Genomic DNA, 15,201 nt, shown 5'->3' on the forward strand with positions numbered 1-15,201 from the left:
GGTCTCAGCCCTTCTTCTTGTTCATGACGTCAAAGATGACGGCGGCCAGCAGCACGAGGCCCTTGATGACCTGCTGCCAGTCGATGCCGATGCCCAGGATCGACATGCCGTTGTTCATCACCCCCATGATGAAGGCGCCCACGACCGCGCCGATCACCGTGCCCACACCGCCCGACATCGACGCGCCGCCGATGAATACGGCCGCGATCACGTCGAGCTCGAAGGCGATGCCGGCCTTGGGCGTCGCGGTGTTGAGCCGCGCGGCAAATACGAGGCCCGCGAGGGCCGCCAGCATCCCCATGTTGGCAAAGGTCAGGAAGGTCAGCCGCTGCGAGTTGATCCCCGAGAGCGAGGCCGCCTTTTCGTTGCCGCCGATGGCATAGATCCGGCGGCCAAAGGTCGTGCGGCTGGTGACGAAGGAATAGATCGCGATCAGCAGCGCCATGACGATGAAGACGTTGGGCAGCCCCCGAAAATCCGCCATCAGCCAGGACATGTAGACCAGGGCGAGAAAGATCAGCCCGTTCTTGAGCGCGAAGAAGGCGAAGGGTTCGTCGAGGATGCCACGCTTCTGTTGCTGCCGTCGGGTGCGTATGGCCATCAGCAGGATCAGCACGGCGACCGCGACACCGACGAAGAGCGAGAAGAGGTTGCGTTCTTCCCCGCCGAAGAAATCCGGCACGAAGCCCGAGGCGATCAGCCGGAACTCCGGCGGGAACGGCCCGACCGACTGCCCGGCCAGCAGCCAGAGCGTGAGGCCCTTGAAGACCAGCATCCCCGCCAGCGTCACGATGAAGGACGGGATGCGGAAGTACGCGATCCAGAAGCCTTGCGCGGCGCCGATCAGCCCGCCGACCACCAGGCAGAGCGCGCCCGCCAACAGGTAGGGCACGTCCCAGTTCACGATCATCACCGCCGCCAGCGCGCCGACGAAGCCCAGCACCGAACCGACCGAAAGGTCGATGTGGCCGCAGACGATCACCATCAGCATGCCGATGGCCATGATCACAATGTAGGAGTTCTGCAGGATCAGGTTGGTCAGGTTCACCGGCTTCAGCAGGATGCCCCCGGTGGCGATCTGGAAGAACGCCATGATCGCGATCAGCGCGAACAGGATGCCGTATTCCCGCAGGTGGGTCCTCAGGAAGGCCCAGCTGGCGCCGAGTTCCCCGGTTTCCGCGTTGCTCTGGCCCTGGGCCGTGGTGGTGGTGTCGCTCATGCCGCGGCCTCCCCGGTCTTGATGATGGTGGCCATGATGCGTTCCTGGCTGGCCTCGGCGGTCGCCATCTCTCCGACGAAACGGCCCTCGTTCATCACGTAAAGTCGGTCGGTGATGCCCAGCAGTTCGGGCATTTCCGACGAGATGACGATGATCGTCTTGCCGGCGGCGGCCAGGTCACGGATCACGGTGTAGATTTCGAATTTCGCGCCCACATCGATGCCGCGGGTCGGCTCGTCGAGGATCAGGATGTCGGGATCGGCAAAGAGCCACTTCGACAGCACGACCTTCTGCTGGTTCCCGCCCGAGAGGTTGATGACCTCCTGCTCGATGCTGCTCGACTTGATGTTGAGCCGCTGGCGGTACTGCTCGGCCACCTCGGCCTCGCGGTGGCTGTCGACGACGCCGCGGTTGGCGATGGCGGACAGCTTGGCGAGCGGCACGTTGCGGCGGATGGTTTCCTCGAGGATCAGGCCGTATCCCTTCCGGTCCTCGGTGGCATAGGCAAGGCCCGCGTCGATGGCGCGGCGGACGGTCGAAAGGTCGGCGGGCTGTCCGCCGATCCGCACCTCCCCGCTGATGTCGCGCCCGTAGGACCGACCGAAAAGGCTCATCGCCAGTTCGGTCCGGCCCGCGCCCATCAGGCCCGCGATGCCCAGCACCTCGCCCTTGCGGACGTGGAAGCTGACGTCGTCGACCACCTTGCGTTCGGCATGCAGCGGGTGGTGGACGGTCCAGTTCCGCACCTCGAGCACTGTCTCGCCGATGCGCGGTTCGCGCGGCGGATAGCGATCCTCGAGCGAGCGGCCCACCATGTCGCGGATGATCCGGTCTTCGCTGATGCCCTGCGAGCAGTCGAGCCGCGCCACCGTCGCACCATCGCGCAATACCGTAATCGTGTCCGCCACCCGGCTGATTTCATTCAGTTTGTGCGAGATCAGGATCGAGGTGATGCCCTTTGCCTTGAACTCGAGCAGCAGGTCGAGAAGCTTCTGGCTGTCGGTCTCGTTCAGGGAAGAGGTCGGTTCGTCCAGGATCAGCAGGCGCACGTTCTTCGACAGCGCCTTGGCGATCTCGACCAGCTGCTGCTTGCCGAGGCCCAGGTCGTCCACCAGCGTTTCGGGTTTCTCGTGCAGCCCCACCCGGTCGAGCAGCTCGCGGCTGCGCCGGTTGGTCTCGTGCCAGTCGATGATGCCGCCACGGGCGCATTCGTTGCCGAGAAAGATGTTCTCGCCCACCGACAGAAGCGGCACCAGCGCCAGTTCCTGGTGGATGATGATGATCCCCTCGCCCTCGCTGTCCTTGATGGTGCGGAACTGCTGGACCTCGCCGTGAAACACGATGTCGCCGTCGTAGGCGCCGTGCGGGTAGACGCCCGAAAGCACCTTCATCAACGTGGACTTGCCGGCCCCGTTCTCGCCGACCAGGGCGTGGATCTCGCCCTCTTCGACCGAGAGGTTCACGTTGTCGAGCGCCTTCACCCCCGGAAATTCCTTGGTGATGCCGCGCATTTCGAGGATGGGCATGGGTCGTCTCGTTCAGATTGGGCGTCTCCCCGGCCGGGATGGGATGGCCGGGGGATCCGGGTGTGGGGAACGCAGGAGGAGTGCGCGCGTCCCCCGGGAGAACCGCGCCGTTACTCGATCTGGTCCTTGGTGTAGTAGCCGCCGTCGATCAGCACCTCTTCCCAGTTGGCCGAGGTGACGGGCACCGGCTCCAGCAGGTAGGACGGCACAACCTTGACCCCGTTGTCGTAGGTCTCGGTGTCGTTGATCGGCGGCTCGCCACCTTCCAGCATCGCGTTCACCATCTCGACCGTGACGCGCGCCAGTTCGCGGGTGTCCTTGAAGATCGTGGAATACTGGTCGCCCCGCAGGATCGCCTTGATCGACGGGACCTCGGCATCCTGGCCCGACACGATCGGCATCGGCAGGTCGCCCGAGCCATAGCCCACGCCGCTCAGCGACGAGATGATGCCGATGGACAACCCGTCGTAGGGCGACAGCACGCCGTGGACCTGATTGTCGCCGGTGTAGTTCGCCGACAGCAGGTTATCCATCCGCGCCTGCGCGACCGAGCCGTCCCAGCGGAGCGTGCCGACCGTGTCCATGCCCATCTGGCCCGAGGGGATCGCGACCTCGCCGCTGTCGATCATCGGTTGCAGCACCGACATCGCGCCGTTGTAGAAGAAGTACGCGTTGTTGTCGTCGGGCGAGCCGCCGAAGAGCTCGACGTTCCAGGGCTTCACGTCCGGGAACCGCTCCTTGAGGCCCTCGACCAGGGTCGTCGCCTGCTGCACGCCGACCTTGAAGTTGTCGAAGGTCGCGTAATAGTCGACGTCCTCGCTGTCGCGGATCAGGCGGTCGTAGGCCACCACCTCGATATCCGCGGCCGAGGCATTGGCCAGCGCCGAGGTCAGCGTGGTGCCGTCGATGGCCGCGATGACCAGCACGTTGACGCCCTTGGTGATCATGTTCTCGATCTGGGCCAGTTGGTTCGGAATGTCGTCCTCGGCGTACTGCAGGTCGGTCTCGTAGCCGGCCGCCTCGAACTGCTTCACCATGTTCTCGCCGTCGGCGATCCAGCGGGCCGAGCTCTTGGTCGGCATGGCGATGCCGACATAGCCCTTGTCCTGCGCGGCCACCGCGCCGGCGCTCAGCGCGACAAGCGCGGTCGTCGCAAGAATGCGTTTGATGGGTGTCATGTTGTCCTCCCTTGCGTCCCGTTGCCCGCCTTGCGGGTCCGTCGGTCCGTCGATTCCCTTGGATGAACCTGCCACGGTCTCGTCCCCCTTGGGGGTCTCTCCCTGCCGTGCGGCTCCGCCATCGTTCTGCCTTGCCTTTACATACCAATCAAATCAGACTTGATGCGCACGTTATACCATATGGATTATATCAATGCCCGACAGCGATCCCCGCGCCCGCGATCATTTCATCCGCCACGGCCTGCGGTTCTCGCAGCTGCGTCTGCTGACCGCGCTGGAGGAGACCGGCCAGATGTCGGGCGCCGCCGCCCAACTTGCCATAACCCAGCCCGCCGCCTCGCGCCTGATGGGTGAGATGGAGAAGCTCGTCGGCGCGCCGCTCTACACCCGCCACGCGCGCGGCGTGACCCTGACCGAAACCGGGCAACTGGTCGCGGCGCGGGCCCGCGCCATCCTCCGCCAGCTCGACGACACCCGCGACACGGTGATCGAGATGACGCGCGGCACCCGGGGCCTCGTCCGCATCGGCGCTGTGACCGGCCCGGCGCTCGAGATCGTGCTGCCGGTGATCCGCGACCTGCGCGTCACCTACCCCGAGATCGAGATCGCGGTCGACGTGGACACCAGCCCGAAACTCGCCGACGAACTGCTGTCGCAGGAGCTCGACTTCTACATCGGGCGCCTGCCCGACGGCGTCGACGCCCGCGCGTTCGAGATGCAGCGGATCGGGCCGGAACCCGTAGCCCTGATCGTCAGGCTGGAACACCCGCTGGCCCGGCGCGACCACATCACGCTCGAGGACTGCCTGATCTATGACTGGGTGATGCAGCCGCCCGGCGGGCTGCAGCGGCGCACGGTGGAAACCTATCTGCTCGAAAACGGCTACCGGGTGCCGAAACGGATCCTCGGCACCTCGTCCCTGCTGCTGACACTGGCGATCATCAGCGACACGAATGCCGTCGCACCGGTGGCGCGGTCGGTGGGGGAATTCTATGCCGCCAAGGCCGCGCTTGGCGGCAACATCCGGCTTCTGGACGTGGCGCCCGACATGGCGGTGTCGCCCTATTCGCTGGTGCGGCGGGCGGGCGATACGCTCACCCCGCCCGCCGCGCGCGTCTTTGCCATGGTCGAACGCAACCTGTCCGGCCTCGAGTTGCTTCAGATCGGGTAATGCAGGTCGCCGTCCTGCACGGTGATCCAGCGCAGCTCGGTGAACTCGGCGATGCCCCAGGTGCCGCCGAACCGGCCATAGCCCGAGGCCTTCACGCCGCCGAACGGCATCTGCGCCTCGTCGTGCACGGTTGGGCCGTTGATGTGGCAGATGCCGCTTTCGATCCGCTTCGCCACGCCCATGGCCTTGACCGTGTCGCGCGAGAAGACGGCCGACGAAAGGCCGAGGTCGCTGTCGTTGGCGATCCTCACCGCCTCGTCCACCGACCCCGCGCGGATGATCGACACCACGGGGCCAAAGCTCTCTTCGGTGTAAAGCCGCATGTCCGGGGTCACGTGGTCCACGGCGGCGGCCTGCAGGATCGTGCCGTTGCCGCCCCCGCCGATCACCGTCGCGCCCTTCGATTCCGCATCCGCGATCAGCTCGCGCACCCGGTCCGCGGCGGCGATGGTCACCAGCGAGCCGAGTGGCGCGGTACCGTCGCGCGGATCGCCCGCCTTGAGCGTCTCGACTTTCTTGGCGAAGGCCTCGACAAAGGTGTCGCCCACGTCGCCCACGGTGATCACCCGCTCGGTCGACATGCAGATCTGGCCCTGGTTCATGTAGGCGCCGAACCCGATGCCCGCGACGGCGGCGTCGATGTCGGCATCCTCCATCACGATCACCGGGGCCTTGCCGCCCAGTTCCAGCAGCGCGGGCTTGAGGTAGCGGCCCGAGAGCTCACCGATGATCCGTCCCACCCGGGTCGAGCCGGTGAAGTTCACCCGCCGCACCGCGGGGTTAGCGATGATCGCCTCGACGATCTTCGGCGCCTCGTCAGGGTCGTTCGAGATCGCGTTCAGCACGCCCTCGGGGAAACCCGCCTCAGACACCGCCTCGATGATCAGGGCATGGGTGCGCGGGCAGAGCTCGGACGTCTTCATCACGATGGTGTTGCCGCAGGCGAGCGGCGTCGCGATCGACCGGACCCCCAGGATCACCGGCGCATTCCAGGGCGCCATGGCGAACACCACGCCCGCCGCCTGCCGCACCGCGTAGGCGGTCGATCCGGGACGGTTCGAGGGGATGATCTCGCCCTTGATCTGGGTGGTCAGCGCGGCGGCCTCGACCAGCATGTCGGCGGCCAGCATGACGTTGAACCGGGCCCAGCCCTCGGTCGCGCCGATCTCGTCCTTCATCGCCTGCACGATGTCGTCGCCGCGTTTCTTGAGGTTCTCGGACGCGGCCAGCAGCTTGGCCCGCCGTTCACCCGGTCCGGTCTGCGACCACGCTGGGAAGGCGCGCGCGGCGGCATCGACCGCCTTGGCCGCGTCTTCCAGCGATGCGGCGGCCGCCTCGGTGACGGCCTCGCCGGTGACCGGGTTTTCCCGCTTGAAGGTCCGGCCGCCCTCGGCGTCGATATGCTTACCACCGATGTAGAGTTGAAGACGTTCCATAACTGCTTCCTTTCAATGCGTTACGGCGGCGGCACCGCCGAGGAAGGCCTGCACGACGGCAGGGTCGTTTCTGAGGTCCGCGGCCCGACCGCTGCCGGTGATCCGCCCGGCCTCGATCAGGTAGGCCCGGTCTGCCAGCGCCAGGGCGGCGCGCGCGTTCTGTTCCACGATCATCACGGTCAGCCCGGTCTGCCGCACCCGCGCGAGGGTGGCAAACACTTCGCGGACCACGATCGGTGCAAGGCCCAGCGACGGCTCGTCGAGAAGCAGCAGGTCCGGCTTCGACATCAGCGCGCGGCCGATCGCCACCATCTGCTGTTCGCCACCCGACATGGTGCCCGCGATCTGCCCGCGCCGGTCGCGCAGCTTGGGAAAGAGGTCAAAGACGTCGTCCAGCCGCGCGCCCTGCCCGTCGCGGGCGCGCGCCGGGTTGGCGCCAAGCGCAAGGTTCTCGGCCACCGTCAGCGGCGGGAAGATGCCGCGCCCCTCGGGCACCAGCGCCACGCCCGCCTCGACCCGGCGGTGCACCGGCATCGCCAGCAGGTCCTCGCCGCAGTAGCGGATGGTCCCGGCGGCGGGCTTCACCCGCCCCCCGATCGCGCCGAGGAGCGAGGACTTGCCCGCCCCGTTCGCCCCCAGCACGCCGACCATCTCGCCCGCGTCGACATGGGCGGTGACATCCTCGAGCGCGGTGTGCTTGCCGTAGCGGATCGTCAAGTTCTCGATCTCAAGCATCTTCGTCCACCTCTCCCAGGTAGGCCGCGACCACGTGCGGATCGGACAGCACCTCTCCGGTCGGTCCGTCCGCAATCAGCCGGCCCGAGTTCATCACCAGCGACCGCGGGCAGAGCGCGCGGATCGCCTCCATGATGTGTTCGACCATCAGGATGCTGATGCCGAGGTCGGTCAGGCTGCGGATCAGCGCGATGCCCTGCCCCAGCTCGGTTGGGTTCAGCCCGGCCAGCCATTCGTCGAGCAGCAGCAACTCGGGCTCGGCCGCCAATGCACGGGCCAGCTCCAGCCGCTTCTGGTCGATATAGGTCAGGTCCGCCGCCTGCACGTCGGCCCGGTGCGCGAGCCCGACCTTGTCGAGCGCGTCCTTCGCCACCTGTTCCGCCGCCGGACCCCAGTGCGATTTCGCCCCGAAGACGGCGGGCACCATCACGTTTTCGGTCAGGGTCAGCGACGGCAGGATCCGCACCAGCTGGAAGGTCCGCGCCACGCCCGCGCGGGCGATCTGGTCCGGCCGCTTGCCGGTCAGGAGCTGCCCGTTCAGCCGCACCTCGCCCCCGCTCACCGGCAGCGCGCCCGAGATCAGGTTGATCAGCGTCGTCTTGCCCGACCCGTTGGGGCCCAGCAGGCCCACGGTCTCGCCCTTGGTCACCGCAAACGTGACCTCGTTCACCGCCGTCACGCCGCCAAAGCGCTTGGTGGCCTGGTCCACGATCAGAAGGCTCATGCCGTCACCTCCTTGCCGCGCCGGGCGCGCAGCCTGTCGATCCCGGCGAGCACCCCGTCGGGCAGGATGAACACCACGCCGATGAAGAGCAGGCCCAGGAAGATCGGGTAGGTGTCGGGGAAGTTGGCCGAGAGCCATTCGAACACCAGGAACAGCGGCACCGCGCCGAGCGCCGGCCCCCAGAGCCGGTTGGCCCCGCCCAGAAGCGCCATGATGACGGTCAGGAAGCTCACCGTCGGGTTGAAGACGATGGCCGGCTCCACATAGACCCAGCGGGGCGACACGATGGCGCCGGCCAGCGTCAGGATCGTCGCCGACAGCGTGAACGCCACCAGCTTGGTCCGTGCCAGGTTGATGCCGGAATGCGCCGCCACAGTCTCGTCATCGCCGATCACCTTGAGCGCGAGGCCCAGCCGGTGCCGGTTGATCCATGCGGTCAGGCCGATGGTCAACGCGCCAAGCGCCAGCATCTGCCAGTAGATGTCGCGTGCCGTGATATCGAGAAAGATGTAGCGCCCCAGCGTGCCGGTCACGTTGACCTCGTACCAGGTCAGCAGTTGGCGGACGAGTTCGGCCAGCCCGAAGGTGAAGATGACGAAGTAGACGCCGGCCAGCCGAAGGGTCGACAGCCCGACCACCAGCGCAAGGCCCGCGCCAATCAGTCCCGCGCTGAGCAGGACGAGCGGATACGGCAGCACCTCGCTCAGCACCGCGACGGTGTAGGCCCCGATGCCGTAGAAGGCTGCCGTCGCCAGCGAGATATAGCGCGTGTGGCCGGAAAAGAGCGCCCAGGCCGAGGCCAGCGTCACGTAGGTCACCATGCCGATCATCAGGCCAAGGCCATAGTCCGACAGGCCGAGCGGCGCGAGGGCCAGTGCCACGAGGGCGAGGAGAGGAAGGATAAGTTTCATCATCACTTGGAAAACAGCCCCTGCGGGCGCCACAGCAGAACGACAAGGAAGATCGCGAAGGTCGCGGCCAGCGTCAGGCCCGGGTCGATGGCGGTCGCCACGAAGGTCTCGACCAGCCCGAGCGCGAGGCCCGCGATCAGCGCGCCAGCCACGTTGCCGACCCCGCCCATGATCACGATGACCAGCGCCTTCATGGTGAAGATCACGCCGCCGGTCGCGGAAAACGTCTGGTACATCGCCATCGACGAGCCGCCGATCGCGGCCAGCGCGGTGCCGAGCGCAAAGCCCTGCCGCGCCACGCGGTCGACCGCGATGCCGACCAGCGGGGCCGACCCCGGCGCCAGCGCCACCGCGCGCATCGTCAGGCCCCAGCGGGTCCGGTTCAGCGCCCAGATCAGCACGCCCGCACTGACCACGCAGATGCCGAAGGCGATCACCCGGTTCAGCGCCACGGTGACGCCCAGGATCGCGACGCCCGTGTCGAGGTAGGAGATCGAGGTGAAGTTCGCCCCGAACACCACCAGCAGCACCCCCTGTATCAGGAACAGCAGCCCGAAGGTGGCCAGGATCGAGTTCGACCTCGAGCCGGCCGCTGTTGCCCGCGCGTTTCACCAGCGGGTGCATCATCACCGCGTAGAGCAGCCAGCCGAACACGTAGCCCGCGGGCGCCAGCACGACGAGCGACACCATCGGCGACACCCCCGCGCTCTGGAAGGCCCAGACCAGGATGAAGGCCGCGATCAGGACGAATTCGCCGTAAGCCAGGTTCATGATGCGGGCGATACCGTATTGCAGGGTCAGCCCAAGCGCCAACAGCGCATAGGTGCCCCCCAGCACGAGGCCCAGGATCAGCGTCGTAAGAAGCATGTCTTTCCGTATCTGTATTGTGGCGGGCGGCTCATCCCCATGCGCCGCCCGCCTGTCGCGTCAGCTCTGGTTTACCACTGCGGCTTGGGCATGACGGGCGCGGACGCCCCGGCCTTGTCCGCAGGATCGACCGCGCGGAACGCGCCGTCCTGCCACTGGCCGACCCACCAGAGGTCGCGAAGCTGGTTGTCCTCGAGTTTCACCTCGCCGACGATTGTCTCGAACGTGCCTTCCGACAGCGCCTTGGCCAGCGCCTCGTGGTCCAGCCCGACCTCTTCGATCGCCTGTGCCAGCATCTCGAGCGAGGCATAGGTGATGGCCGAGGCCCAGCTGTCCGGCGGGGTGCCGACGGTCGCGGTGTGGCGTTCGAAATAGGCCTTGATCGCATCGGATTCGGCATCCACGCCGCCGATCGACATCACGCCCTCGGCCTTGCCGTCGGCAATGCCGGGGAAGATCGGGAAGGCACCGCCGACACCGATGTAGAACACCGCCGGGTTATAGCCGATGGCCTGCGCCGTCTTGGTCATGCCGAAGCTGTCCGGCGGGTATGAGAAGGCGACGAAGCTGTCGGCGCCGGAATTCTTGGCCTCGCTCATGATGGCCGAGAAGTCCGAGGTGCCGAGCGGATAGGTCTCGTCATAGACCAGTTCCAGCCCCGCTTCCTCAAAGGCCGGGCGCGCGCCGTTGATCAGGTCGATCCCGAAGCCGTCCGCAACCGAGGCGACGGCCACTTTGTTGTTGATCGTGCCCGCCTCGTGCGCCGCCTTAAGCACCTCGGCCAGGCCCTTGGCATAGTCGTGCCCGCCACCCAGCATCCAGAAGCTGCGGTCCCAGCGGGCCGCAAATTCCGGTGCCTTGTCGGTGACCGCGGTCACCGCCAGCTGCGGATAACCGAACTTGGCCATTAGCGGCGCGATGGCCAGGTTCGGGCCGGTGCCCCAGGGCGGCAGGATGATGTCGACCTTGTCCTGGCTGGCCAGGCGTTCGACCGCGCGCACGAGGTCCTCGTTCGACGACCGGTCGTCGTATTCCACGACCTCGATCATCTTCTTCGACCCGTCGGGCATGGTCAGCCCGCCAGCATCGTTCACGTCCTTCACCCAGAGCTCGTAGTTCGGGATCGTGGTGATCCCGGCGCCCGTGGCGTTCGGGCCGGTCCGCGCCACGGCATAGCCGATGGTGACGGTGTCGTCGGCGGCAAAGACCGCGCCGGCGCTCAGCGCCATCGCCGAGGTGGTCGCGAACACGGTGGCGCGCAGCGCGGCGCGCGGTTTCCAAATCGTCATGATGTCCTCCCGTAAGGCCGTTCCCGCGGCCCAAAGTGCAAGGTCCGTTGCCGGACTGCGGATGACGATACGGCGGGATCGCGGTGCAAAAAATGCACATTTGGATGCAACTCTTGCACTTTTGATTGCTCTGCCCGCCTGACCCCGCGACAGTGGCAACATGCCGCCCGACTCATCCCTCGCCCCCGCCGCGCGCCGCGCCCTGCCCGTCGTCAGCCATGTCCGCAGCATCCTCACGCGGTCGGGCTACGGCCTGCCGGCCCATGCCCACCTCGTCCTCCTGCAGACCGGAGAGGTGCACCTGCGCGACCGCGAGGGCCAGTCGATCGCCAGCGCCGAGGGGCCGCGCCTTCTCTGGCGGATCGCCCGCCCGCGCGAGGAACTGGTGGCCGAGGCCGGCACCCGCGGCAGCCTCGTCGCGATTCCCGAACTGGCCCTGTTGCGCGCAATCCCCGCCACGCCGCTTGGAGAGCAGATGCAGCGCACGCTGGGGCGGACGCTGTCGCTCCCGCTCGAGGACGCGGGCCCGCTCTTCACGCTGGTCGAGGGGCTGGCCGAGGAACGCGCCCGGGGCGAACCCGGCGGAGAGGCGGCGGCGGAACACCTTCTGTCGCTGCTGCTGATCCGGCTCTGGCGGATCGCCCGCGCCGACCTCGTCGCGCATCCGCGCGCCCAGCAGGGCCTGGCCGAGGGGTTCGTGATCCTCGCCGCGCAGCACGCGCGCGAACATTGGCGGGTCGAGGATTATGCCGAGACGCTGGGCGTCACGCGGGGCAAGCTGGGATCGGCGGTGCGGCGCACCACCGGGCTGTCGCCCAAGTCCTACCTGCAGCGGGAGCTGATCCGCGAGGCTTGCGAACTGCTGGCCAACACCTCGATGCCGGCCGGGCAGATCGCCTTCCGGCTGGGGTTCTCGGACCCGGCGTATTTCACGCGCGCCTTCGGCACCCACATGGGCATGCCCCCGGCCCGCTACCGCCGCGCCGCGGCCGAGCGGCGGGTCACCCCGCCCTCGTCCTTCGCCGCCTGGCCCTGATCCTAGCGGACCACGTAGACCGAGGCCTTGGCGTGCCGCACCACGCGCGCGGCATTCGGGCCCAGCAGGTAATCGCTCAGGTCCGGCCGGTGCGCCCCCAGCACGATCAGGTCAGCCTTGTCCTTGTCGGCCACGGTCAGCACCTCGTGGTAGACCGAGCCGACGGCGACGATGTGCCGGACCTTGTCGTTGACCTCGTCACCCAGCGTCTGCGCGCCGAAATCGGACAGCAGGTCCTTTGCCTTGGCCACCGCCTTCTTGGTGTGGTCCTCGCTGAAGTAGCCGCCCACCATGCTCTTGCCGTAGTTCGGGATCACCGTGATGAGGTCCAGCTGCGCGCCCTCGACCTCGGCGATCTTGGCGGCGCGGCGCAGCACTTCGGCCTCTTCGGTCAGCCGGTTCACGTCGACGGCGCAGAGGATCGTGTTGATCATGCCGGTACTCCTTGGGGCGCGGGTTCACCCCGGCGGTATTGCAGGAAGGCGACCAGCCCCAGCAACAGCAGGGCCGGCAGGAACATCAGCTCTTTCGGCAGCTGGTCGGCCGGGGCCTGCACTGCCGTGATCTCGACCGGGTCGTCCCCGTAGAAGTCGAAGCTCGACAGACTGTCCGACAGCTCGGTCCCGAACATCGGCTCGTCGAGGATCATCTGGTCGCCCTCGGGCATCAGCATCAGCCCCAGCTCGTCCAGCCGGCCCTGCACGTCCGCCACCTCGGGCACGGTCAGCGCCACGGTCACGTCCTTGACCGCCAGCGTGTCGAAGTCCGGCCCCGAGATCACGACCCGCAGCCGGCTGCCCGCCGGCGCCTCGGCCAGCGCCTGCTCGAACTCGGCCGGCGCGATGTCGTTGAACGGCGGCTGGATTATGTCCATGAAGAAGCCGGGCCGGAACAGGGTGAAGGCCACCAGCAGGAGCGCGACGGTTTCCCAGATCCGCGACCGCGTCAGGAACCATCCCATCGTCGCCGCGGTAAAGACGAGGATCCCCACCGTCGAGATGATGAACACAAGTATCCCCTGCGCCACCGAGACGTTGATCAGCAGCAAGTCGGTGTTGAAGATGAAGATGAAGGGCAGGATCACCGTGCGTAGCGAATAGAAGAACGCGGTGAACCCGGTCTTGATCGAATCCCCGCCCGAGACCGCCGCCGCCGCGAAGGAGGCCAGCCCCACCGGCGGCGTCACGTCGGCCATGATCCCGAAGTAGAAGACGAAGAGGTGCACCGCGATCAGCGGCACGATCAGCCCCGACTGCGCCCCCAGCTCGGTCACCACGCCCACCATCAGCGACGAGACGACGATGTAGTTCGCCGTGGTCGGCAGCCCCATCCCCAGCACCAGCGACAGGATCGCCACGAAGATCAGCATCAGGATCAGGTTGCCGCCCGAAAGGAACTCGACGAAGTCGGCCATCACCTGCCCGATCCCGGTCAGCGACACGGTGCCGACGATGATGCCCGCGGTGGCCGTCGCCAGCGCGATGCCGATCATGTTCCGTGCGCCGTCGATCATGCCGACGACAAGATCGACGCCGCCGTCCTTGAGCCGCGCGCCGAACGCGCCCTCGCCCCGGAACATCGACTTGAGCGCCTTCTGCGTCAGCAGGATGAAGAACAAAAGGAACGACGCCCAGAAGGCCGAGAGGCCGGGCGACTTGCGCTCGATCATCAGGAAATAGACCAGCACGATGATCGGCAGCAGGTAGTAGAGGCCTGACTGGTAGATCTGGGGATCTCGGGCAACTCGACCACCTCGGCGTTCGGATCGTCGGGTTCGAGATCCGGCACCCGCGAGGCGAACCAGACCAGGCCGATGTAGACCGCCGCGATCAGCACCGACAGCGCCCAGCCCGAGCCCTCGGGCACCATCGAGGTAACCCACCGGACCGGGAACTGGGTGGCATAGCAGAGCGCCGCGAAGGCAAAGAAGAAGCCGAACATGCCCAGCACGGTCCGCCAGAGCGACACGACCTTGTTGCCGATGGTCGGCATCCGGTTCTTCACCGCCTCGAGGTGCACGATGTAGACCAGCGCGATGTATGAGATCACCGCCGGCAGGAAGGCATGGGTGATCACCTCGACGTAGGAGATGCCGACGTATTCCACCATCAGGAAGGCGGCCGCGCCCATCACCGGCGGCATGATCTGCCCGTTGACCGACGATGCGACCTCGACCGACCCGGCCTTCTCGGCGGAAAAGCCCACGCGCTTCATCAGCGGGATGGTGAAGGTGCCGGTGGTGACCACGTTGGCGATCGACGAGCCCGAGATCAGGCCGGTCGCGGCCGAGCCGACGACCGCCGCCTTGGCCGGCCCGCCGCGCAGGTGGCCAAGCGCGCCAAAGGCCATCTTGATGAAGTAGTTGCCGGCCCCGGCCTTGTCCAGCAGAGCGCCGAACAGCACGAAGAGGAACACGAACTTGGTCGACACGCCAAGCGCGATGCCGAACACCCCCTCCGAGGTGATCCACATGTGGCTCATCGCCTTGCGCAGCGACGCGCCGGCCCAGCGGATCTGGTCGGGCACGAATTCGGACGAGCCGAAGAAGACGTAGGCGAGGAACACCATCGCCAGCACCACCATCACCGGGCCCAGCGTCCGGTAGGCCGCGATGAAGAGCAGCGCGATCCCCGCGAGCGAGAACAGCGCATCGGTGTTGTCGGCCAGCCCGCCGTTGCCGACGATCTTGTCGTAGAAGAAGTAGCCGTACATCGACAGCAGCGCGCCACCGATGCCGAGGACCCAGTCGTACCACGGCACCCGGTCGCGCGGCGAGGACCGGAACAGCGGGTAGGCCATGGCGGCCAGGAACATCGCAAAGGCCAGGTGGATCTGGCGGGCGTTGTTGATCAGGTCGCCCGGCAGCACGTAGGGCGCGACCGGCGAGGCCAGCAGCACCTGGAAGATCGACCAGGCCAGCGCCACCCCCGCGATGACGGTGCCGACCGTCCCGTGGACCGTCCGCGCCCCGCTGTCGCTGGCGGCGACAAGGTCCTGGAGCTCCTGTTCGCTCAGGCCGCGGTTCTGCTGGCTGTCGGTCTCGGACATGGTCCCCCCTCGCGGCCTCTGGCGGGCCCGCTGAAGCAATTTCTGGATCAAGGAATTCTGA

Annotated in this window: 12 protein-coding genes and 2 pseudogenes; 2 read left to right on the forward strand and 12 right to left on the reverse strand. The window is 67.1% G+C overall.

Translation table 11 applies throughout. From position 1 onward, the window contains the following. Positions 1-4 precede the first annotated feature (4 nt). The 3 genes from mmsB to chvE all read right to left on the reverse strand — a co-directional run bounded on the left by mmsB (position 5) and on the right by chvE (position 3,923). Complete coding sequence (mmsB, locus tag ACE2AC_RS04195; RefSeq protein ID WP_375690871.1) at positions 5-1,219, reverse strand: multiple monosaccharide ABC transporter permease; 1,215 nt, start codon at positions 1,217-1,219, stop codon at positions 5-7. Continuing rightward, complete coding sequence (gene mmsA, locus ACE2AC_RS04200; protein WP_375690872.1) at positions 1,216-2,745, reverse strand: multiple monosaccharide ABC transporter ATP-binding protein; 1,530 nt, start codon at positions 2,743-2,745, stop codon at positions 1,216-1,218. Before mmsA ends, mmsB begins: the two co-directional genes overlap by 4 nt. Before the next feature lie 110 nt (positions 2,746-2,855). Next, positions 2,856-3,923 carry a multiple monosaccharide ABC transporter substrate-binding protein gene (gene chvE / locus ACE2AC_RS04205; protein ID WP_375690873.1) on the reverse strand — a complete coding sequence of 356 codons (1,068 nt, stop codon included), beginning with the start codon at positions 3,921-3,923 and terminating at the stop codon, positions 2,856-2,858. Between the two features lie 193 nt (positions 3,924-4,116). Here chvE and ACE2AC_RS04210 point away from each other — a divergent pair, with 193 nt between their 5' ends. After that, a complete protein-coding gene (locus tag ACE2AC_RS04210; RefSeq protein WP_375690874.1) occupies positions 4,117-5,094 on the forward strand; it encodes a LysR family transcriptional regulator in 978 nt (325 codons plus the stop codon). Here ACE2AC_RS04210 and ACE2AC_RS04215 read toward each other — a convergent pair. The 7 genes and pseudogenes from ACE2AC_RS04215 to ACE2AC_RS04245 all read right to left on the reverse strand — a co-directional run bounded on the left by ACE2AC_RS04215 (position 5,082) and on the right by ACE2AC_RS04245 (position 11,056). Beyond that, positions 5,082-6,530: an aldehyde dehydrogenase gene (locus tag ACE2AC_RS04215; protein WP_375690875.1), complete on the reverse strand. Its 1,449-nt coding sequence runs from the start codon at positions 6,528-6,530 to the stop codon at positions 5,082-5,084. The genes ACE2AC_RS04210 and ACE2AC_RS04215 overlap by 13 nt on opposite strands. A gap of 12 nt (positions 6,531-6,542) precedes the next feature. Further along, positions 6,543-7,265 (reverse strand): ABC transporter ATP-binding protein, encoded by a 723-nt coding sequence (locus ACE2AC_RS04220; protein WP_375690876.1) that lies wholly within the window; start codon positions 7,263-7,265, stop codon positions 6,543-6,545. Further along, complete coding sequence (locus ACE2AC_RS04225; protein ID WP_375690877.1) at positions 7,258-7,989, reverse strand: ABC transporter ATP-binding protein; 732 nt, start codon at positions 7,987-7,989, stop codon at positions 7,258-7,260. Before ACE2AC_RS04225 ends, ACE2AC_RS04220 begins: the two co-directional genes overlap by 8 nt. Next, a complete protein-coding gene (locus tag ACE2AC_RS04230) occupies positions 7,986-8,900 on the reverse strand; it encodes a branched-chain amino acid ABC transporter permease (protein ID WP_375692066.1) in 915 nt (304 codons plus the stop codon). Before ACE2AC_RS04230 ends, ACE2AC_RS04225 begins: the two co-directional genes overlap by 4 nt. Before the next feature lie 2 nt (positions 8,901-8,902). After that, positions 8,903-9,430, reverse strand: a complete 528-nt coding sequence (locus ACE2AC_RS04235) for a branched-chain amino acid ABC transporter permease (protein ID WP_375692067.1) — start codon at positions 9,428-9,430, stop codon at positions 8,903-8,905. A gap of 148 nt (positions 9,431-9,578) precedes the next feature. Further along, positions 9,579-9,767 (reverse strand): annotated as a pseudogene (locus tag ACE2AC_RS04240) (branched-chain amino acid ABC transporter permease); the annotation flags it as partial. Positions 9,768-9,838: 71 nt separating this feature from the next. Beyond that, a complete protein-coding gene (locus ACE2AC_RS04245; RefSeq protein ID WP_375690878.1) occupies positions 9,839-11,056 on the reverse strand; it encodes an amino acid ABC transporter substrate-binding protein in 1,218 nt (405 codons plus the stop codon). Positions 11,057-11,216: 160 nt separating this feature from the next. Between ACE2AC_RS04245 and ACE2AC_RS04250 the strand changes: the two genes are divergently transcribed. Further along, the gene (locus ACE2AC_RS04250; protein WP_375690879.1) at positions 11,217-12,092 is read left to right on the forward strand and encodes a helix-turn-helix transcriptional regulator; all 876 of its coding nucleotides are present in this window, start codon (positions 11,217-11,219) and stop codon (positions 12,090-12,092) included. Between the two features lie 2 nt (positions 12,093-12,094). Here ACE2AC_RS04250 and ACE2AC_RS04255 read toward each other — a convergent pair whose 3' ends face one another. Together ACE2AC_RS04255 and ACE2AC_RS04260 are read right to left on the reverse strand one after the other, a co-directional pair. Then, positions 12,095-12,526 carry a universal stress protein gene (locus tag ACE2AC_RS04255; protein WP_375690880.1) on the reverse strand — a complete coding sequence of 144 codons (432 nt, stop codon included), beginning with the start codon at positions 12,524-12,526 and terminating at the stop codon, positions 12,095-12,097. Continuing rightward, a pseudogene (locus tag ACE2AC_RS04260) lies at positions 12,523-15,140 on the reverse strand (TRAP transporter permease). Before ACE2AC_RS04260 ends, ACE2AC_RS04255 begins: the two are co-directional and overlap by 4 nt. Between the last annotated feature and the right edge of the window lie 61 nt (positions 15,141-15,201).

Source organism: Pseudooceanicola sp. LIPI14-2-Ac024, from assembly GCF_042188925.1.
Lineage (GTDB): Bacteria > Pseudomonadota > Alphaproteobacteria > Rhodobacterales > Rhodobacteraceae > Pseudooceanicola.

Excerpts from the sequence above, each read along its gene's own strand:
- mmsB (WP_375690871.1), bottom strand. The coding sequence starts at position 1,219 with ATGAGCGACACCACCACCACGGCCCAGGGCCAGAGCAACGCGGAAACC.
- mmsA (WP_375690872.1), bottom strand. The coding sequence starts at position 2,745 with ATGCCCATCCTCGAAATGCGCGGCATCACCAAGGAATTTCCGGGGGTG.
- chvE (WP_375690873.1), bottom strand. The coding sequence starts at position 3,923 with ATGACACCCATCAAACGCATTCTTGCGACGACCGCGCTTGTCGCGCTG.
- ACE2AC_RS04210 (WP_375690874.1), top strand. The coding sequence starts at position 4,117 with ATGCCCGACAGCGATCCCCGCGCCCGCGATCATTTCATCCGCCACGGC.
- ACE2AC_RS04215 (WP_375690875.1), bottom strand. The coding sequence starts at position 6,530 with ATGGAACGTCTTCAACTCTACATCGGTGGTAAGCATATCGACGCCGAG.
- ACE2AC_RS04220 (WP_375690876.1), bottom strand. The coding sequence starts at position 7,265 with ATGCTTGAGATCGAGAACTTGACGATCCGCTACGGCAAGCACACCGCG.
- ACE2AC_RS04225 (WP_375690877.1), bottom strand. The coding sequence starts at position 7,989 with ATGAGCCTTCTGATCGTGGACCAGGCCACCAAGCGCTTTGGCGGCGTG.
- ACE2AC_RS04230 (WP_375692066.1), bottom strand. The coding sequence starts at position 8,900 with ATGAAACTTATCCTTCCTCTCCTCGCCCTCGTGGCACTGGCCCTCGCG.
- ACE2AC_RS04245 (WP_375690878.1), bottom strand. The coding sequence starts at position 11,056 with ATGACGATTTGGAAACCGCGCGCCGCGCTGCGCGCCACCGTGTTCGCG.
- ACE2AC_RS04250 (WP_375690879.1), top strand. The coding sequence starts at position 11,217 with ATGCCGCCCGACTCATCCCTCGCCCCCGCCGCGCGCCGCGCCCTGCCC.
- ACE2AC_RS04255 (WP_375690880.1), bottom strand. The coding sequence starts at position 12,526 with ATGATCAACACGATCCTCTGCGCCGTCGACGTGAACCGGCTGACCGAA.